Origin of the sequence: Streptococcus castoreus DSM 17536 (assembly GCF_000425025.1) — a bacterium.
Lineage (GTDB): Bacteria > Bacillota > Bacilli > Lactobacillales > Streptococcaceae > Streptococcus > Streptococcus castoreus.
The window spans coordinates 83,042-102,453 of the sequence record NZ_AUKZ01000007.1 but is presented as its reverse complement, the minus strand read 5'-3'; the positions used below and the strand labels follow the sequence as shown (position 1 = coordinate 102,453).

The window sequence follows — 19,412 nt, the reverse complement described above, 5'->3', positions numbered from 1 at the left end:
CAATACATAAGATATGTAGTTGGCTCGGTAGCTCAGTTGGTAGAGCAATGGATTGAAGCTCCATGTGTCGGCGGTTCGATTCCGTCTCGCGCCATTAAAGTTTAGTATTTTATGGAAAGATAGCGAAGAGGCTAAACGCGGCGGACTGTAAATCCGCTCCTTAGGGTTCGGGGGTTCGAATCCCTCTCTTTCCATTTCAAACGAGCATAGTTTAAAGGTAGAACTAAGGTCTCCAAAACCTTCAGTGTGGGTTCGATTCCTACTGCTCGTGTTTGGAATATGGCGGGTGTGGTGAAGTGGTTAACACATCAGATTGTGGCTCTGACATTCGTGGGTTCGATTCCCATCACTCGCCTATTTTATTGGGGTATAGCCAAGCGGTAAGGCAAGGGACTTTGACTCCCTCATGCGTTGGTTCGAATCCAGCTACCCCAGTTTAAATTTTATATTTAAAGCCGGCGTGGCGGAATTGGCAGACGCGCTGGACTCAAAATCCAGTGTCCTCACGGACGTGCCGGTTCGACCCCGGCCGCCGGTATAGCATAATGACTCGATAAGACAAGGTTTCTGAGCCTTGTCTTTTCTTTGTGCTTGTAGTTTTCTTGTTTAAGTTACTAAAAATTACTAATCTTATAACAAATCATCTAGTTTATCAGCTAAATCTTTCTGCTTACTAGGGTATAAATGTGAATAGGTGTCAATTGTAGTCGTGATAGAAGCGTGTCCTAACCTTTCTTTTACAACTAGATAATCTTCTCCTTGATTAATCAGTAGGGAAGCGTGTGAGTGCCTAAAATCGTGTATTCGTATCTTTTTTAGTGTTTTATCACGTTCAAGGATTTTCTTGTATTGCTTTTCAATAGCATTTTTTGTAATTGTGAGTGGGTTACTTTGAAACACTTGTAGGGTCAAGCTATCGCTAGTAAATTGCTCTAACAAATGTTTTTGTTGCTGTTGCCAATGGTGAAGTTTTTGGCATAATTTTTTATTGATAATAATCCTTCTAGTTCCTGCTTTAGTCTTTGTTGTGCTAATGTGGTTAATTCCTTTATTGACATAGATAGACTTTGTAATGTGAATTGTTTTACTTGAAAAGTCGATGTCTTGCCATGTTAGTGCCAGTGCTTCTCCAAGTCTTAACCCTGTAAAGAATAGAACTGTAAAGAGCAATTTGACATTGTATTCTTCTGGTTCAAACAGTGTTAGAAACTGCTGAAATTCTTCGACTGTCCAAAACTGCATTTTTGTTTTTTCAATTGGTAATTTTTTTAGTAGCTTTACAGGATTTGTAGCGTAATAACCTTTTCGTAAGCCTACGTCAAAAATTTTTTTAAGCAAAATCATTATTTTATTGATAGTATTTGTGCTTAAGGGGTGATTAGAATTTTGGGTCAGTTTTTGCCTAAGATTTTCTCTAAACTGGTAAATATCTTCATAGGTTAGTTTTGCGACATTATCAACTTTTGAAAAATAATCTTTTATGTGTTTATTGTAGTTATTTTCTTGTGTGTTGATATAGCTAAATTTCCGATGATTCATACTGTCTTCTTCTTTTAGTAGTTCATAGAGCATAGAAACAGTAATTTTAGCTCCATAAAAGCGTTCTTTCAGTTAGGTAGTGTTCTGCTTCAGTAGCCTCTTTCTTGGTCTTGTAGCCCTTTCTGACTATTCTACGTTGCTTAAGTGTTATTGGGTCAAAACCATTGCTAATATCAACTATCCAACCACCGTCTTTATCTTTTCTAATTGCCATTTGTTACCCCCTAGAAAGAGAGCTATTTTGGAAATCAAAACCAAGTAATTCAGTAGTGATAGAAGCAGGGATAGTTCCAATTCGCTTATTTTGGTACACTTTAAAACCTCTTGCAATTAGTAGTTCTTTTCCCTGTCTGATAATTCGTTTAGAAGTTCCCTCAGAGAAACCAAGGGCAACGAGGTCATTCTTATTTACAGTTGCTATCATGTGACTTACTCCTTTGTATCTAACTTTATCTTTTTGTAGGTAACGTGATTATCGAAATACTGACCGTCTTTATAGACCTTGCTCTTGTATTCCGTTTCATATAGGACGGTTGAGTTGTTATAGTCAAAAGTTTCGTAGGTATAGAACTTATCTTCATCAGGCTTCGTTAGGTTTCGCGATGAGAGATATGCGTGTTTACTAAAGTTTTCCAATAACTCCTGTCCGGTACCTTTTTCAAAATATTTAGTAACATATCGACCGCGGTTTTCTTTGCTATCGACATCAACTTTATTTATCCGTACTGCTCCGTGTCCCCAAAGCTCTAATAGTTGCTTATGTGGAACATAGGGAACGCTGAAAAGTAAAATATGAGCATGCCATGCTCCTCGTTTTTGCTTTTCTAATACTGCTATATATTTCAATTTGCTTTTCTTTGTTTTAAATATGTGATAGTTAAAGCGTTTGATAAATGTTTTGAGTAAGTCTTTGAAATCGTTTCTATCGCTGATATTTTCTTTAGTGGTCAAGGTAAGAAAAGAAGTCGTATCATCAAAGTTACAATCGACTAGCCGGAGTAAGTTCCACTTTGCTTCTAAGCGAGTTTTATTCATGCGTTCAAGACGTTGTTCTTGTTCTTCTGGTGTTAGTTCGTCAAATGTTCTACGTTTTAATTTTTCCTTGTTTTTAGTATTAGTATCTAAAATTGATTTCCCTTTTAAATATATTGGCTTATCAAACTCCCAGATTTCCAAATAGGAAGAAGTGCGGACTATTTTTTTATTATATGAGGTCATAAAAAATAGTTCCTTTTAGGTTGGCTTTCGCCAAAAGATTGTCTATATAATAAATAAACTAGGAGGAGCGTTGCTCCTCCCTACTTCTATCATGTGATCCTAAGCACCGCTCCGCTAAACACGCTTCCAGCTTGCCGACCTCCAGTCGGCAGTTTTGCCTAGGTACATGATTAGAAGTCATAGAAAGTAATAAGTCGATTATCCTTATCCGATAAATTTATTTTTGAAAGGCTCTCAACAAATTCATTAAAATGTCCATGAATATCGGACATAGAGTAATAAATAGCCATAATGTCATCTAATTGTTTATCTAGCATTTAAGGCATAGATATAAGCCACAAAGCAAGCAAAGTCTCCAATGCGTTTTCTATCATCGTTAAATTTTTCAAACCAAGAAACATCATTGCCCTGTTCATTTGCCAAACCTTTTAAGAGTTTTAGTTGATAAATCACCTTATTGTGAGTAACAGTTCTTGCTTCATCATTGGCAAGTTTTTCTTCTCTTGAGAGTGTGAGCCATTTGCCACGTACAGAGGCATACTCTACGCAGAGTAGTACAAATGTTGTCCATTCTTTTTGGAATTCTTTATCAAGCTGATTAGAGGAATTAAGAAGATTAGAATAGATTTGTTCCGCTTCAGAAAATGAAATAATCCCCTTTTCATTCTTAAAATCATCGTAGCTAAAAATTTGCATTGTAAAACTCCTTTATATATTTTTGTCATAACTATTTTGTTACAGGAAAAACGTCTTGGCAAGAGAACCATAGCGTCCCATTATATTGTCCAACAGTCAAATCTTTAAGTGCAACAGGACAAGTCTTGTTGTTTGCCATCTCTTGAACAGAAGCGGTAGGGGTTAAGGTATTGACCTTGACTTGTATCATTTCCATGAAAAAATCTGAGGTTTGATCTTGGATAGAAACATTCAACCGAAGAGCAGTTGGCTTTCCAGTCTCACGGTCTAGAACCTCACTGTATCCCTTTACGGCTACCTAACAATTCTGTCTTAAGAAAATCATTTAATTTCATATATACCTCTTTTCTATCATCGCAGGGCGATGAGGAACAGATATTGTTGCTGAAAATCTAGCGAATTTAAGCAACAATATCCGTTGTAATTAGTTTGTTTCTGTTAAATAAAGTTGTAATTCTTTGATAAAGTCAAATTGAGTGGTATCAAGATAAGGGCTTTCCCAGTATTGGGCAGTTTCCTTGCCGGAACCTTGCATATAAAGATACCCTGCACCCTTTTCTTCAATAGGTTTTAACTTATCAGGAGTAGCCGAACCAAAGACCATGCGGTAGCCCTCACTAGAATTGGCACCAAGAGCGATTCTCAATCCCAAGTTATCTCTAAGGTCAGTATTCAACGTTTCAGAGCGCATTTGTTGACTTGCAATCAAGATGAAAATTCCAGCAGCTCGCCCATAAGAATAATTTGCTTGATACCGTCCATAACTTCAGCGATAACTTCTTTTGATTTTTTATCTGTCCCTGAAGCTTTGAATGCTCCCATTTCATCGAAGATAAGCCATACTGGTTTGAATCCGTGGTCTGCAAAGTTTGTTCCATATTGAAAGTTATCCCGCATATATTGATATCGTTCCTGCATTTCTTCGACTACTAAACGGACAATACGAGCGATATTGTTCGGAGTGGTTGCTACATACTTTTCTCCGAAATAATATGATAGTGTGATGTGTGAGAGGTTTAATGAGTGGTCTTTATGAAGTTCCATAAAATCGGTGGTGGAGTTACTACTAAAGAATGGGTTTATCATAGGATAGACAAAAGTAACAAGGAAACTTTTAGGGAAATGCTGTGGTGTTAAGTATGATTTTGAATGCTATTTCAAATGAAATGTGGTAGAATAAAAGGTACTAATTATTTTGGAGATAACATGAGTATCGATGATTATAGGCCGACCTATACGGTAGAGGCTGTTTATGATTTAAGGGCAAATGACTTGTTACGTCAGGGTATTACTGCTGTTTTGGTGGATTTAGATAACACCTTGATTGCTTGGAATAATCCTGATGGTACGCCTGAGGTTCGTGCATGGCTTGATGAGATGACGATCGCAGACATCAGCGTTGTTGTTGTTTCAAATAATAATCATTCCCGTGTTGAACGTGCCGTTTCCCGTTTTGGTGTCGATTTTATTAGTCGTGCGATGAAGCCATTTTCTTATGGGATAGACAAAGCAATTGAACGTTATGGGTTTGATCGTGAGGAAGTGATTATGGTCGGAGATCAGTTAATGACGGATATTCGAGCGAGCCATAGAGCAGGAATAAAGTCGGTTCTAGTGAGACCTCTGGTTCAGTCTGATGCTTGGAACACTAAGATTAATCGCTGGCGTGAACGTCGTGTTTTAGCAAAATTAGAAGAGAAATATGGTAAATTATCATATCAAAAAGGAATTTAATGGAAGAATTATTTTGTATAGGCTGTGGCATTCAGATTCAAACGCAAGAGAAAGAAAAAGCTGGGTTTACACCAGTTGCTGCTTTGAAAAAAGGAATAGAGACAGGAAAGCTTTATTGTCAACGTTGTTTTAGATTACGTCATTATAACGAGATTACGGATGTCCATATTACAGATGATGAGTTTTTAAGACTGCTTCACGAAGTTGGTGATAGCGATGCGCTTGTTGTTAATGTGATTGATATTTTTGATTTCAATGGGTCGGTTATTCCAGGTTTGTCTCGATTTGTTTCGGGCAATGATGTTTTATTGGTTGGAAATAAAAAAGACATTCTCCCTAAATCAGTTAAAGCTAGCAAGGTAACTCAGTGGCTAATAGAGCGTGCTTACGAAGAGGGGTTGCGTCCTCTTGATGTTATTTTAACAAGTGCTCAGAATAAGTATGCGATCAAAGAGTTAATTGAACGTATTAATCACTTGCGTAAAGGTAGGGATGTTTATATTGTTGGGGTGACCAATGTTGGTAAATCAACCTTAATTAATGCCATCATTCAAGAAATTGCTGGGGATAAAGAGGTGATTACGACATCGCGCTTTCCTGGAACAACTCTTGATAAGATTGAGATCCCTTTGGACGATGGTACTTTTATTTTTGATACACCAGGTATCGTCCATCGTCATCAGATGGCTCATTATTTATCGGCTAAAGATTTGACAGTTATCAGTCCTAAAAAAGAGATTAAGCCAAAAACATATCAATTAAATTCTGGGCAAACACTCTTTTTAGGTGGTCTAGCGAGATTTGATTTTATTAGTGGTGAGCGCCAAGGGTTCACAGCCTTTTTTGATAATAACTTGGTTTTACATCGGACTAAGTTGGAAGGGGCAGATGCCTTTTATGAGAAGCATGTTGGAACGTTACTTATGCCACCTTGTAAGAAAGACTTAACAACTTTTCCTAAACTTGTTCGGCATGAGTTTATATTGGATCAAAAAATGGATGTTGTTGTTTCTGGGCTTGGTTGGATCCGTGTTAATGCTCAAAAAGAAATGAAAACAAAAGTTGCTGCGTGGGCACCAGAAGGTGTTTCTGTCATTGTCCGCAAAGCTATTATTTAAAAAATAAAAAAAAGAAGTTGGAAAAAATGCTTACAAGTAAACAAAGAGCTTTCTTGAAATCTGAGGCCCATAGTTTAAAACCGATTGTGCAAATTGGTAAGAATGGGTTGAATGATCAGATTAAAACCAGTATTCGTCAGGCTTTGGATGCCAGAGAACTGATTAAAGTAACACTTTTACAAAATACTGATGAGGGTATTCATGAGGTGGCAGAAATTTTAGAAGAAGAGATTGGTTGTGATACAGTTTTAAAAATTGGTCGTATTCTGATTCTCTTTAAGGTTTCAGCTAAGAAAGAAAATCGCAAATTGTCAGTTAGAGTTAAAGCAATTTAGTAAAAATAGTTTAATAGCTAGACTTTTCTTGTCTTAGTGTGGCAGTACTAGTGTTATTGTAGTGGCGATATGGAGAAACTATGGCTTTAGAGTTATTGACACCTTTTACCAAGGTTGAATTAGAGGAAGAAAAAAAAGAAAGTAATCGAAAACAAATCGGCATTTTAGGGGGCAATTTTAACCCCATTCACAATGCCCATCTTGTGGTAGCCGATCAAGTTCGCCAGCAACTAGGTCTAGATCAAGTTTTGTTGATGCCTGAATTCATGCCACCGCACATTGATGTCAAAGAAACCATTGATGAAAAGCATCGTCTTTGGATGTTGGAATTGGCTATTGAGGATGTTGATGGTTTGGCGGTTGAGACATGTGAAATTGAGCGCCAAGGGATTAGTTATACTTACGATACGATGGTCTATTTGACGGAGAAAAATCCTGATGTTGATTACTATTTCATCATTGGGGCTGATATGGTCGATTATTTGCCAAAATGGTATCGGATTGATGAATTGGTTAAGATGGTTCAGTTTGTTGGTGTTCAACGCCCTAAATATAAGGTTGGGACCTCCTATCCTATTATCTGGGTAGATGTGCCGCTAATGGATATTTCTTCTAGTATGATTCGTGACTTTATCAAAAAGGGTCGGCAACCGAATTATCTCTTGCCTAAAACGGTTTTGGCTTACATTAATCAAGAAGGTCTGTATCAATGATATATCAAGATTATATCCCCTACAGTAGGGAAGAACTTTTAGGGAAAATCGCAGAGCAGATGAGTCCTAGGCGTTTTAAACATGTGCTTGGTGTGGAAAAAGCAGCCCTATATTTGGCAGAGCGTTATGGTTGTGACCCCGTTAAGGCAGGTTTGGCGGCTCTTTTGCATGATTATGCCAAGGAGTGTCCTGATCACGTTTTTCTAGAACTGATTGACAAGTACCAATTATCTCCTGAATTAACCAAATGGCATAATAATGTTTGGCATGGGATGGTTGGCATTTACAAGATTCAGGAGGATTTTGGGCTACAAGATAAAGCTATCTTACGAGCTATTGAAATTCACACTGTTGGGGCAGCTGAGATGACTTTGCTGGATAAGGTTCTTTATGTTGCTGACTATATTGAAGAAGGTCGTGTTTTTCCTTTGGTTGATGATGCTAGAAAAATCGCGCAGCTTGATTTGGATAAGGCTGTTGCCTACGAAACGGTTCATACGGTAGCTTATTTAGCGTCCAAAGCGCAGCCCATTTTCCCACAGACCATAGATACCTATAATGCTTTTTGTACCTATCTAAGGGAGAATTAAATGAAGAGGCTTTGCTGGTTATTGATTGTCAAACAGATTTGGTAGAGGCTAAGCCCTATGCGATTGACCAGTGTTTGAAAACTTGGCAGACAGCTATTCAAAGGGCACGTCGTCAAGGTGTGGAAGTGATTTATGTGCGTCATCAGGATAATGAGTTAACTTTTGGCAGTGTCGGTTGGGAAATTCATGAGTCTTTAGCACCCCAAGCATCAGAAAAGATTTTTGATAAGACTTATAACTCAGCCTTTAAAGCTACTGGGCTAGCAGCGCATTTAAACTAAAAAGGGATTGATAGCTTGGTGGTGATGGGAATGCTCACTAATTATTGCATTGATACGACGATGAGGGTTGCTTTTGAACTGGGCTATGAGGTGTCAGTGATAGAACATGGATCAACGACTTTTGATGATGAGGACATTCCGGTCTCTCTTTTGATTGATTACCATGAAGCCTTGTGGGATGGAAGATTTGCTCTAGTAGAGCAATTAGATGTGATTTTAAATGAGGAATAAAATGAAAAAAGAAGAACTGTTAGAAATTGTTGTGAAGGCAGCTGATGAAAAGCGGGCTGAAGATATGTTAGCTTTGAATTTAGAAGGCCTCACGAGTTTGACTGATTATTTTGTGATTGCGAGTGCGACAAATAGTCGTCAGTTGGAAGCTATTGCAGAGAATATTCGTGAGAAGGTTAAAGTAGCTGGTGGCGATGCTAGTCATATTGAAGGGAATAGCCAAGCAGGTTGGGTTTTGCTAGATTTGAACGATGTTGTGGTACATCTTTTTTCAGAGGACGAGCGTTACCATTACAATCTTGAAAAACTTTGGCATGAAGCGCCAGTTGTGGCTTTAGATGCCTATTTGGCTTAATTTTACAAAGGGACCTTGTCAGTTTGGCAGGGTTTTTGAGGATGACAATGCAAAACAATTATGAAAAACTGGCATCAGTTTATGACACTATTATGGACGCTTCCCTCTATGATTTATGGACGGATTTTTCGCTTCGCCATTTGCCTAAAGCTAATAATCGAAAACGGTTGTTAGAATTAGCATGTGGAACAGGGATTCAGTCAGTTCGGTTTGCTCAGGCCGGTTTTGAGGTCACTGGCTTAGATCTCAGTCAAGACATGTTAGCCATTGCTGAAAAACGTGCCACATCTGCTAAACAGGAAATTAACTTTATGCAAGGCAATATGCTGGATTTATCACAGGCGGGAGTCTTTGACTTTGTGACCTGTTATTCTGATTCAATTTGTTATATGCAAGATGAGATTGATGTTGGCGATGTTTTTAAAGAGGTCTATCATGTTTTGGCAAACGATGGGATCTTCATTTTTGATGTTCATTCGACCTACCAAACAGATGAGCTTTTTCCAGGCTATTCTTATCATGAAAATGCAGATGATTTTACCATGGTTTGGGATACTTATGCGGATGCAGTTCCTCATTCGGTTGTCCATGAGTTAACCTTTTTTATTCAGGAAGAAGATGGACGCTTTTCTCGGTTTGATGAAATCCATGAGGAACGAACTTATGAGATTCTAACCTACGATATTTTATTGGAACAGGCTGGTTTTAAGTCTTTTAAGGTCTATGCTGATTTTGAGGATAAGGTGCCGACCGAAACAAGTAAACGTTGGTTTTTTGTGGCGCAAAAATAAAGGTTGAACTTGTCTAGCTTGGATAATTTATTTCTAAAAGTCAATAAGAAATAAAAGAAGGGATGTTATGACTGTTACAGGTGTTATTGCAGAATTTAATCCTTTTCATAATGGTCACAAGTATTTATTGTCTCAGGCGAAAGGGATAGTCATTGTAGCGATGTCGGGTAATTTTATGCAACGAGGCGAGCCAGCACTTGTAGATAAATGGACAAGAGCACAAATGGCATTGGAAAATGGGGCAGACTTAGTGGTTGAACTCCCTTTTCTGATTTCTGTGCAATCAGCAGATTATTTTGCCCAAGGAGCGGTAGCCATTTTAGCGAAACTAGGTATGGATACTCTCATGTTTGGTACAGAAGAAACCTTGGATTATCAATTTTTATCGGACATTTATGGTGAAAAGGCAGAACAGATGGTAGCTTATCTGGCGACTTTACCAGATACCCTATCTTATCCACAGAAAACACAGAAGATGTGGGAAACATTTGCAGATATGACTTTCACAGCTAATGAGCCAAATCATATTTTGGGGTTGACCTATGCCAAGGCATGTGCGGGCAAAGCAATAAATTTAGAGCCGGTTAAGCGTCAGGGGGCAGGTTTTCATTCAGAAAACAAGTCAAGCACCTTTGCTTCTGCAACAGCTATTCGCAAGCATCTTTCGGATCAGGCTTTTGTGAAAAAATCAGTACCAAGTGTGTCCTTACTTTTAAATTCTCCACAGGTCACTTGGGATAACTATTTTCAGTTGTTGAAATATCAGATTTTAGCACATTCTGATTTGACAACGGTTTTTCAAGTAAATGAGGAATTGGCAAGCAGAGTCAGCACTGCTATTCGGAGTGCAACAACGGTAGAAGACCTAGTGGAACAGGTTGCGACTAAGCGTTATACTAAGGCGCGTGTGCGAAGGGTTCTGACTTATATTCTTATAAACGCAGTGGAAACTCCACTTCCTGAAGCTGTCCATGTCTTGGGATTTTCTGAAAAAGGGCGCACTCATCTCAAATCGGTAAAAAATGGAGTGCCTATGGTTTCTCGAATTGGAGCTAAACCTTGGGATTCTCTGACGCAACAAGCAGATGCTATTTACCAACTGGGAAATCCAGTTATGGCAGAACAAACTTGGGGGCGGATCCCGATAAGAAAAGAAGAGTAAAAATTTCGCTTGACCCTCACCTCACGTGATAGTCTATACTTGGTATTGAGGTCAGAATTCTCATACTAGTTAGGAATTAATGCCCCATTCTATAGGAGGATTTGTCATGAAAACAGTAAAAGAAGAGTAAGTCAGCTAGCTGGTCTTAGTGTACGTACCTTGCATTATTATGGTGAAATTGGTCTTTTGAAACCGACGGTTGTTAGGAAGAATGGCTATCGCTTTTATGATGATTCTGCCTTAGCACGTTTACAAGACATTTTATTTTATCGTGAATTGGCATTTCCTCTTAAAACTATTAAAAAATTACTTGATGGCTCTAGTTATGATCAAGAAAAAGCACTTGATGATCAAATAAAATTGTTAGACATGCGTAAGAATCATTTGGAGAAATTGATAGCGCATGCTAGGGCTTTACAAGAAGGAGGAAATCTAATGACTTTTGATATTTATCGTAATTCTCAATTGGAAACCTTTGAAAAAGAAGTACAGGAACGTTGGGGGGAGACAGAAGCTTATGCTGCTTATCAATTCCAAAAAAGAAAGTTAAGCCCAGATCAATTTTTAGATGACATGCGAGAGATTTTTGGGACATTTGGTGATCTGAAAAATCAAACCATCACAAGTTTACCTGTTCAAAAGCAAGTAAAGGTGTTACAAGAGTATATTAATCAGCAGTTTTACCATTGTGACAAAGAGATTTTAGCCGGTCTTGGTTTGATGTATGTTGAGGATAATCGCTTTAATAAAACGATTGATAACATGGGTGGAGAAGGGACAGCTGTGTTTGTTAGCCAAGCAATTAACTATTATTGTCAGAGTTAGTCTTTTTATGTTACGGTAATCATTAAGATTTTACTGATTAAAAATGGTGGCAGGCTTGTTTTTGAACGCTATCTTTTATTTGAAGCTGTCTATTGAAAGCCAGTGACAATCTTTTGGATTGACCCTTTTTGTCCTTTATAATTCTTAATTTACTATCTATTTTGAAAGTGCTATAATAGTAGCGTTAAAATTAAATTCAGCTCTGCTTATTCGAAAAGAGCGCAATAAAAGATTGTAATATTGTTATTAAGAGGAGATAAAATGGGACGTAAATGGGCAAATATTGTTGCGAAAAAAACTGCTAAAGATGGGGCTAATTCAAAAGTTTATGCTAAATTTGGCGTCGAAATATATGTAGCTGCTAAGCAAGGGGATCCAGATCCTGAGTTAAACACAGCTCTTAAATTTGTTATTGATCGTGCGAAACAAGCGCAAGTTCCGAAACATGTCATTGATAAAGCTATTGACAAGGCCAAAGGAAATACGGATGAGACTTTTGTTGAAGGTCGTTATGAAGGCTTTGGACCAAATGGTTCAATGATTATTGTTGACACCCTTACGTCAAATGTCAACCGCACAGCTGCCAATGTTCGTACAGCTTATGGTAAAAATGGCGGGAATATGGGAGCAGCAGGTTCAGTATCCTATATGTTTGATAAAAAAGGGGTTATCGTCTTTTTAGGCGATGATGCAGACAGTATCTTTGAATTGCTTTTGGAAGCTGATGTTGAAGTGGATGATGTGGAAGCAGAAGAAGGAAGTGTTACCGTTTACACAGCTCCTACAGATCTTCATAAAGCTATCATGGCTCTTCGTGAATCTGGCATTTCTGAATTCCAAGTTACTGAACTTGAAATGATTCCACAATCAGAAGTAAGGCTTGAAGGTGATGACCTTGTAACCTTTGAAAAATTGATAGACGCTTTGGAATCTGATGATGATGTCCAAAAAGTGTATCATAATGTGGCGGATTTCTAAATCTTCTTAAGTACGTAAAGATAGAGTTGAAAGTTAATTTCGGCTCTTTTTCAAATTGATTTTCCTTTTTGTAAAATCAGAGTTTTGGAAAGAGACGTTCATAGAAAAGGTGATAATTTGATGGGTTTTAAATATTAGTGAACTTCAATTAAAAATGATAAACTATAAATAAGCATAAAAAAGGAGAGGTATTATGATAAAGAAAAAATATTTAGGAATTGTAGCTATCGTTTTAGCAGCGACAGTCGTTTTAACGGCTTGTGGGTCATCAAAGCAGTCCACTTCAAATACAAATGGTAAAAAAAAGAGTGTCTTATTTGCCACTGTTGGGACAACAGCTCCTTTTTCGTATGAAAAGGATGGTCAATTAACAGGATACGACATCGAAGTAGCTAAAGCTGTTTTCAAAGATTCGGATAAATACAAAGTATCTTTTAAGAAAACAGAATGGTCCTCTATTTTTACCGGTTTAGATTCTGGTAAATACCAGATGGGTGGCAATAATATTTCCTTTACAAAAGAACGGTCTGCAAAATACTTGTATTCTTACCCAATTGGGTCTACTCCGTCTGTCTTGGTTGTGCCAAAAGGCAGTGACATTAAGCGTTATGAAGATATTAAAGGACATTCAACACAAGTTGTTCAAGGAACAACAAGCGTTGCACAACTAGAAGCCTTTAATAAGGAGCACAGTGATAAGCCGGTTGATTTGAAGTTTACGAATGAAAATATTACACAAATACTAACCAATCTTAATGAAAAGAAGACAGATTTTAAGATTTTTGATGCACCAACTGTGAATGCCATTATTAAAAACCAAGGTTTAGACAATCTTAAAACCATTGCCTTAACATCGACAGAACGCCCTTTTATCTATTTTATTTTTAGTCAAGATCAAAAAGCGTTACAAACTTTTGTCAATAAACGTCTGAAAGAACTAACTGCTGATGGCACTCTCAGCAAATTAGCTAAAGAATACCTTGGTGGTGACTATGTGCCTACAGAAAAAGAGCTGATGGTCCCTAAAGCGAAGTAGAGGAAGTTTAATTAACCAGTAATCCAATAGGGACTACTGGTTCTTTTTTACAAGATTATATAGTTATTGGCTATAGATTATCCTAATTTTTACCAATTTGAAAACTATACCCATTTAAGATAAAATAAATGCAGTTGAAAAATGAAATGAGGATATTGATATGAAATTGATAAAAGTTATAGGTTTAGTGAGTCTGACACTTGCTTCGACTCTCTTGGTAGCCTGCTCAGGTAAACAAGATAATAAAAATACTCTAACCATTGGTGTGATGACAAAAACAGAATCTGACCAAGCCAGATGGGATAAAATTGAAGAGCTTTTGAAAAAAGAGAACATTACCTTGAAATACAAAGAATTCACTGATTATTCACAGCCTAATAAGGCAGTTGCTAACGGAGAGGTTGATCTTAATGCCTTCCAACATTATAATTTCTTAAATAACTGGAATAAAGAAAACAAAGAAAACTTGGTAACGATTGCAGAGACTTACATTAGCCCAATTAATCTCTTTTCAGGAACTGGTCAAGGTGGCAAAGCTAAATACAAGTCTGTTTCGGATCTTCCAGATGGTGCTCAAATTGCAATTCCAAATGATGCGACAAACGAAAGTCGTGCTCTTTACATGCTTCAATCAGCTGGTTTAATTAAATTAAACGTTTCTGGTAACACATTAGCGACCATTGCTAATATTTCTGAAAACAAGAAAAAATTAGATATTAAGGAATTAGATGCTAGTCAAACAGCTCGTACCTTGACGTCAGCAGATGCAGCTATTGTTAATAATAGTTACGCAGTTTCTGCGAAGATTGACTACAAGACGTCTCTTTACAAAGAAAAAGCTGATGCCAATTCAAAACAATGGGTTAACATCATTGTGGGGCAAAAAGGTTGGGAAAAATCGACCAAAGCTGATGCTATCAAAAAATTAATCAAGGCCTATCAAACCGATGAGGTGAAAAAAATCATTGATAAGACATCAAATGGTGTCGATGTACCCGTATGGTAATTCGTTAACAGTCGTTATAGCAGGAAGATAGAGGCGTGTGTAGCACGTCCTTTCTTGTATTAAGGAGAGAAATCATGTTGATTAAGGAATTAGAACAAAAGATAAGTGAGATTTGGAGTTCCCCATTGACACAAACCTACCTTGATGTGTTGGGGCAATTAATTGCACACAAATCTATTTTTGCTCAGCAAGTTGGTCTTAAAGAGACGGCTCAATTTCTAGAGCAAGTTTTTAAAGAAGCTGGTGCACAAGTGCTTGTTGACCAATCTTATGCAGCTCCTTTTATTTTAGCTGAGTTTAAGAGTTCAAGACCGAAAGGTAAAACGGTGATTTTCTATCAGCATTATGACACAGTGCCTGCTGATGATGACCAAAAATGGACCAGCGATCCTTTTACATTAACAGAACGTGAAGGTTACTTATATGCTAGAGGAGTTGATGATGATAAAGGGCACATTATTGCCAGATTAACAGCGGTCATGGGTTATTTAAACAGGCATAAAGAACTTCCTTTAAACATTATATTCATGATGGAAGGAGCAGAAGAATCTGCTTCAGTGGATCTGGAAGCCTATCTCAGGAAATATGCGACTCACTTACAGGGAGCAGATTTATTAATCTGGGAGCAAGGCATTCGAAATGAGCAGGGGCAATTAGAATTAACTGGAGGAAATAAGGGGATTTTAACGTTTGATATGACCGTTGAAAGTGCTAGCCTTGATATTCACTCTAAATATGGGGGTGTTATTAATTCAGCGTCTTGGTATTTGCTTGAGGCAATCACCAGTTTACGTGATGCTCAAGGACGTATTTTGGTACCGGGCATTTATGAGCAAGTTCAGGAGCCTACGGAGCGTGAATTGGCTTTAATTGAGACTTACGCTATTGACCAGATGGATGCGTTAAAAAAGCTTTACGGATTAGAGCTTCCTATGTTACAATCAGACCAGTATGATTTTTTGAGAACTTATTATTACCAACCATCCGTAGGAATTCAAGGGGTTGGTTCAGGTTATCAAGGAAAAGGGGTTAAAACCATTATTCCATCGCAAGCATTTGCTAAAATGGAAGTTCGTCTGGTTCCCGGTCTAGATCCAGAACGTGTTTTTAAGCAAATTCAAGCCTATTTGTTGGACAAGGGTTTTGACAAGGTCAATTTGACTTATACCTTGGGAGAAAAAGGTTATCGGAGTGATTTATCAGCTGATGCTATCTACAATCTTATTGCAGTAGCGAAATCTTTTTATCCTCAAGGAATTTCTCTTTTGCCAACTTCAGCAGGAACAGGTCCCATGCATACCGTTTTTGAAATAGTGCAAGTTCCTATGGTGGCTTTTGGGTTGGGACATGTTAATAGTTGTGATCATGCAGGTGATGAAAATATTGCCATTGCAGACTATTGCCGCCATATTCTATTAATAGAGGAGTTAATAAAATCTTATGAGTGAAGCCATTATTCAATTAGACCATATTGACATTACTTTTCATCAGAAAAAAGGAGTAATTGAAGCCGTTAAAGATGTGAGTGTTCATATCAATAAAGGAGATATTTATGGTATTGTAGGCTATTCTGGAGCGGGGAAATCAACTCTTGTACGTGTGATTAATTTACTCCAAGTTCCAACGGGTGGAAAAATTATCATTGATGGAGATATTACGTTTAATCAAGGGGAAATCCAATTATCTGCTAAGGAATTACGCCAGAAACGTCGAGAGATTGGGATGATTTTCCAACATTTCAATTTAATGGCTCAAAAAACGGCTAGGGAAAATGTTGCTTTTGCCTTACGTCATTCCTCACTAAGCAAGAAAGAAAAGGCAAAGAAAGTATCGGACTTGCTAGACTTGGTTGGTTTAGCTGATCGGGCGGACAATTATCCTGCTCAGCTATCTGGCGGGCAAAAACAAAGGGTTGCTATTGCGCGTGCTCTTGCCAATGACCCTAAAATTTTGATTTCAGACGAAGCCACTTCGGCGCTTGATCCAAAGACAACCAAGCAAATTTTAGCCCTTTTGCAGGAATTAAATCGTAAGCTTGGTTTGACAATCGTGATGATTACCCATGAAATGCAAATTGTTAAAGATAGTTGTCATCGTGTTGCAGTGATGCAAAATGGTGTTTTAATTGAGGAGGGGTCTGTTTTGGATATTTTTTCTAATCCCAAAGAAGCCTTGACGCAAGAGTTTATCACAACAGCAACGGGAATTGATGAGGCACTTGAAAAAATTAACCAACAAGATATTGTGAAGCACTTATCTCCTAATGCGCTTCTAGTCCAACTAAAATATGCGGGAACATCAACCGATGAACCGCTATTGAATCGTATTTACCGTCAATTTGAGGTTACTGCCAATATTTTATATGGAAATATAGAGATCCTTGACCATGTGCCGGTTGGTGAAATGATTGTTGTATTAGAAGGAAGTGCGGCTAATATTGCGGCGGCTGAGAATGCTTTGCAAGAGGCTGGCGTTGACGTTAGTATTTTGAAGAGAGGAGCCTAGATGACACAGTTAATTCAAACCTATTTACCAAATGTGTATGAGCTCGGTTGGTCAGGTGATGCGGGCTGGGGCTTAGCTATTTGGAATACCTTATATATGACGATTGTACCTTTTATTGTTGGTGGGGCTATTGGTCTTTTTGTAGGGCTTTTACTAGTTCTGATGGGACCTGATGGTGTCATTGAAAATAAAGTTGTTTGTTGGATTATTGATAAAGTGACTTCTGTTTTTCGTGCTATCCCATTTATTATCTTAATTGCTATTCTTGCAAATTTCACTTACTTGATTATGGGAACTATTTTGGGGGCAACGGCTGCCTTGGTACCGTTAACTTTTGCGACATTCCCTTTCTTTGCTCGCCAAGTACAGGTGATTTTTTCGGAACTGGATAAAGGGGTCGTTGAAGCAGCACAAGCTTCAGGGGCAACTTTTTGGGATATTGTTAAGGTTTATTTAAGTGAAGGGCTTCCTGATTTAATTCGTGTGTCAACCGTGACCTTGATCTCTTTGGTCGGTGAAACAGCCATGGCAGGGGCTATTGGTGCAGGTGGGCTTGGCAATGTTGCTATTTCTTATGGATACAATCGCTTTAATAACGATGTGACTTGGGTTGCAACGCTTATCATTCTTCTCATTATTTTTGCAATCCAAATGGTTGGTGATCGCTTAACAAGACGATTTAGTCATAAGTAAAAAAATCTCCTCAAGTCATATGACTTGAGGAGATTTTATGCTATAAAAAGAAAATGGTTATGCTTTTTTTAATTGATGCAGCACCAGTCCTAAAAGAAATCCGAGGGCGGAAAAGACAATCCATCCCATTGAAAATTGTCCCAGTGGAACAATTTTTTGGAAGAAATTAGTGATTGCTTCTGGGAGACGGAAGAGACCTGTCATTTGTGATAAGGTTGATAGGGCATCAAAAATAGCGGGAATGACGGTTAATCCAATTGTCGTTCGGTAAACAATGGGATCATTGTTGAAGAATTTCTGCATTAAGACAAGGAAAATCAGATCAACCGTTAGCGGATATAAGAGGAACAACACTGGTGCGGACCAGTTGATAATGATTGACAAACCGCCAAAGTAGAAAAAGGCAGAGACAAGAGTGAAAATAGTTGACCAAGCAATATGAGACAAAGCAGGCACTAATTTATGAAAATATTCAGCACTAGATGTAATTAATCCAGTTGAAGTTGTTAGACAAGCTAAAAAGATAACAATGGCAAGGAAAGCCTGTCCGATACTTCCCAAATAAAAACGAGAAGCGTGGCTTAAGATTTGTCCACCATTAACTGGGCTGCCGTGGAGAGTGAAATGACCATCAGTAAATGAGAATAAGGATTGTGAAGTTGCGCCGATACGACCAACGAAGATATAAACAAAGGCTAATAGGAAAATGGCAATCGTTCCAGCAATGAGTGTAATTCTAGTGACTTCTTTATTTGTTTTGGCGCCAAATTGCTTGGTTGCCTCAATGACCAAAATTGCAAAGACGAGAGAAGCCAAGGCATCCATTGTTCCATAGCCTTGAATGAGTCCGGCGATAAAGGGATGGTCTTTAAAGGCATTATTGATACCAACACCGGCATTAAAGGCATTGCCATAATTCCCAGCGGGATGAATAAAGGAGGCAATCACTAAAATGGCAATCACAACGAGTAGGGTTGGTGTTAAGAATTTCCCAATGTTTTCAGCTAATTGACTTGGTTTGATGGCTAAGAAGTAAGATAAGCCAAAGAAAAGAATAGCATAGATAATTTTAACGGAAAAATTGTCTCCGAAGATGGGAGCGATACCAACTGAAAATGATGTAGCACCTGTTCTAGGGATGGCAAAGAAAGGACCAATAGATAAATACAGAATAGATGAGTAGATGATGGCATACCATTTTGAAATTGGGCGGGCAAGGCTTTCCACATCATCTGAACCAGATTTAGCAACAGCAATGACACCAAGGAGTGGTAAAGAAACACCTGTTAGGCAAAAACCAACAATAGACCAGGGAATATTGTGACCAGAGTAAATGCCTAGAAAGGCGGGATAAATGAGATTTGCTGCTCCAAAAAAGAGAGCAAATAACATAAATCCGATAACAAGATATACATTTTTTTGTTTCATTTATGAATAGTCCTTTTGTAATATTAATTTGAAGATTCTAACAATTCTAACCAAAAACCTGTTAAAATGACAACAGCTGCTATTATATCGAAGATTATTAGTATCGTCAATAGAGGAGTAAGAGAACTGATTAGGATAGTTGAATAAATTTGACGAACAGCTGGAATTATATTATGAT

At 37.9% G+C, this 19,412-nt stretch carries 18 protein-coding genes, 6 tRNA genes and 5 pseudogenes; 22 read left to right on the top strand and 7 right to left on the bottom strand.

The features are described from left to right. Positions 1-21 precede the first annotated feature (21 nt). The 6 genes from H346_RS0103580 (at position 22) to H346_RS0103555 (ending at position 538) form a co-directional block, all read left to right on the top strand. Positions 22-94 (top strand) — tRNA-Phe (locus tag H346_RS0103580). 19 nt (positions 95-113) lie between these two features. Then, positions 114-194, top strand: a tRNA-Tyr gene (locus H346_RS0103575). A 6-nt stretch (positions 195-200) separates the two neighbouring features. Beyond that, a tRNA-Trp gene (locus tag H346_RS0103570) sits at positions 201-271 on the top strand. A gap of 11 nt (positions 272-282) precedes the next feature. Beyond that, positions 283-355: transfer RNA gene (locus H346_RS0103565), tRNA-His, on the top strand. Between the two features lie 8 nt (positions 356-363). After that, a tRNA-Gln gene (locus H346_RS0103560) sits at positions 364-435 on the top strand. A gap of 19 nt (positions 436-454) precedes the next feature. Continuing rightward, positions 455-538 (top strand) — tRNA-Leu (locus H346_RS0103555). A gap of 92 nt (positions 539-630) precedes the next feature. Here H346_RS0103555 and H346_RS09625 read toward each other — a convergent pair. The 6 genes and pseudogenes from H346_RS09625 to H346_RS09620 all read right to left on the bottom strand — a co-directional run. Then, positions 631-1,753 (bottom strand): annotated as a pseudogene (locus H346_RS09625) (tyrosine-type recombinase/integrase). Between the two features lie 3 nt (positions 1,754-1,756). After that, a complete protein-coding gene (locus tag H346_RS0103545) occupies positions 1,757-1,963 on the bottom strand; it encodes a DUF3173 domain-containing protein (protein WP_027969877.1) in 207 nt (68 codons plus the stop codon). Positions 1,964-1,968: 5 nt separating this feature from the next. After that, positions 1,969-2,757 (bottom strand): rolling circle replication-associated protein, encoded by a 789-nt coding sequence (locus H346_RS0103540; protein ID WP_027969876.1) that lies wholly within the window; start codon positions 2,755-2,757, stop codon positions 1,969-1,971. Positions 2,758-3,063: 306 nt separating this feature from the next. Continuing rightward, positions 3,064-3,453, bottom strand: a complete 390-nt coding sequence (locus H346_RS0103535) for a hypothetical protein (RefSeq protein ID WP_027969875.1) — start codon at positions 3,451-3,453, stop codon at positions 3,064-3,066. A gap of 31 nt (positions 3,454-3,484) precedes the next feature. Next, positions 3,485-3,788 (bottom strand): annotated as a pseudogene (locus tag H346_RS10200) (hypothetical protein). An 89-nt stretch (positions 3,789-3,877) separates the two neighbouring features. Then, positions 3,878-4,455 (bottom strand): annotated as a pseudogene (locus H346_RS09620) (otitis media-associated H10); the annotation flags it as partial. A gap of 204 nt (positions 4,456-4,659) precedes the next feature. Between H346_RS09620 and H346_RS0103520 the strand changes: the two are divergent. The 16 genes and pseudogenes from H346_RS0103520 to H346_RS0103440 all read left to right on the top strand — a co-directional run bounded on the left by H346_RS0103520 (position 4,660) and on the right by H346_RS0103440 (position 17,806). Continuing rightward, positions 4,660-5,187, top strand: a complete 528-nt coding sequence (locus H346_RS0103520) for a YqeG family HAD IIIA-type phosphatase (protein ID WP_027969872.1) — start codon at positions 4,660-4,662, stop codon at positions 5,185-5,187. Next, the gene (yqeH, locus tag H346_RS0103515; RefSeq protein ID WP_027969871.1) at positions 5,187-6,305 is read left to right on the top strand and encodes a ribosome biogenesis GTPase YqeH; all 1,119 of its coding nucleotides are present in this window, start codon (positions 5,187-5,189) and stop codon (positions 6,303-6,305) included. Before H346_RS0103520 ends, yqeH begins: the two co-directional genes overlap by 1 nt. Before the next feature lie 26 nt (positions 6,306-6,331). After that, a complete protein-coding gene (gene yhbY / locus H346_RS0103510; protein ID WP_027969870.1) occupies positions 6,332-6,640 on the top strand; it encodes a ribosome assembly RNA-binding protein YhbY in 309 nt (102 codons plus the stop codon). An 80-nt stretch (positions 6,641-6,720) separates the two neighbouring features. After that, complete coding sequence (locus H346_RS0103505) at positions 6,721-7,353, top strand: nicotinate-nucleotide adenylyltransferase (protein WP_027969869.1); 633 nt, start codon at positions 6,721-6,723, stop codon at positions 7,351-7,353. Next, positions 7,350-7,943 carry a bis(5'-nucleosyl)-tetraphosphatase (symmetrical) YqeK gene (yqeK, locus tag H346_RS0103500; RefSeq protein WP_027969868.1) on the top strand — a complete coding sequence of 198 codons (594 nt, stop codon included), beginning with the start codon at positions 7,350-7,352 and terminating at the stop codon, positions 7,941-7,943. Before H346_RS0103505 ends, yqeK begins: the two co-directional genes overlap by 4 nt. Continuing rightward, positions 7,919-8,455 (top strand): annotated as a pseudogene (locus tag H346_RS10195) (cysteine hydrolase family protein). Before yqeK ends, H346_RS10195 begins: the two are co-directional and overlap by 25 nt. A 1-nt stretch (position 8,456) precedes the next feature. Then, positions 8,457-8,810, top strand: a complete 354-nt coding sequence (gene rsfS / locus H346_RS0103485; protein WP_027969865.1) for a ribosome silencing factor — start codon at positions 8,457-8,459, stop codon at positions 8,808-8,810. A gap of 47 nt (positions 8,811-8,857) precedes the next feature. Next, complete coding sequence (locus H346_RS0103480; protein ID WP_027969864.1) at positions 8,858-9,601, top strand: class I SAM-dependent DNA methyltransferase; 744 nt, start codon at positions 8,858-8,860, stop codon at positions 9,599-9,601. A gap of 67 nt (positions 9,602-9,668) precedes the next feature. Beyond that, positions 9,669-10,763, top strand: a complete 1,095-nt coding sequence (locus tag H346_RS0103475) for a nucleotidyltransferase (RefSeq protein WP_027969863.1) — start codon at positions 9,669-9,671, stop codon at positions 10,761-10,763. A gap of 106 nt (positions 10,764-10,869) precedes the next feature. After that, positions 10,870-11,588, top strand: a pseudogene (locus H346_RS0103470) (MerR family transcriptional regulator). Positions 11,589-11,849: 261 nt separating this feature from the next. Beyond that, positions 11,850-12,566: a YebC/PmpR family DNA-binding transcriptional regulator gene (locus H346_RS0103465; RefSeq protein WP_027969861.1), complete on the top strand. Its 717-nt coding sequence runs from the start codon at positions 11,850-11,852 to the stop codon at positions 12,564-12,566. A gap of 193 nt (positions 12,567-12,759) precedes the next feature. Next, the gene (locus H346_RS0103460) at positions 12,760-13,602 is read left to right on the top strand and encodes an amino acid ABC transporter substrate-binding protein (RefSeq protein ID WP_027969860.1); all 843 of its coding nucleotides are present in this window, start codon (positions 12,760-12,762) and stop codon (positions 13,600-13,602) included. Between the two features lie 160 nt (positions 13,603-13,762). Next, the gene (locus tag H346_RS0103455; RefSeq protein WP_027969859.1) at positions 13,763-14,608 is read left to right on the top strand and encodes a MetQ/NlpA family ABC transporter substrate-binding protein; all 846 of its coding nucleotides are present in this window, start codon (positions 13,763-13,765) and stop codon (positions 14,606-14,608) included. Between the two features lie 74 nt (positions 14,609-14,682). Then, a complete protein-coding gene (locus tag H346_RS0103450) occupies positions 14,683-16,056 on the top strand; it encodes a M20/M25/M40 family metallo-hydrolase (RefSeq protein WP_027969858.1) in 1,374 nt (457 codons plus the stop codon). Beyond that, a complete protein-coding gene (locus tag H346_RS0103445) occupies positions 16,049-17,113 on the top strand; it encodes a methionine ABC transporter ATP-binding protein (RefSeq protein WP_027969857.1) in 1,065 nt (354 codons plus the stop codon). The genes H346_RS0103450 and H346_RS0103445 overlap by 8 nt, the downstream gene beginning before the upstream one ends. Continuing rightward, entirely contained in the window at positions 17,114-17,806 is a 693-nt protein-coding gene (locus H346_RS0103440) for a methionine ABC transporter permease (protein ID WP_027969856.1), read from the top strand. It abuts the gene before it with no gap. A 57-nt stretch (positions 17,807-17,863) separates the two neighbouring features. On the opposite strand, the gene brnQ is transcribed toward H346_RS0103440, so the two are convergent. Next, a complete protein-coding gene (gene brnQ, locus H346_RS0103435) occupies positions 17,864-19,234 on the bottom strand; it encodes a branched-chain amino acid transport system II carrier protein (protein WP_027969855.1) in 1,371 nt (456 codons plus the stop codon). Positions 19,235-19,412: the final 178 nt, after the last annotated feature.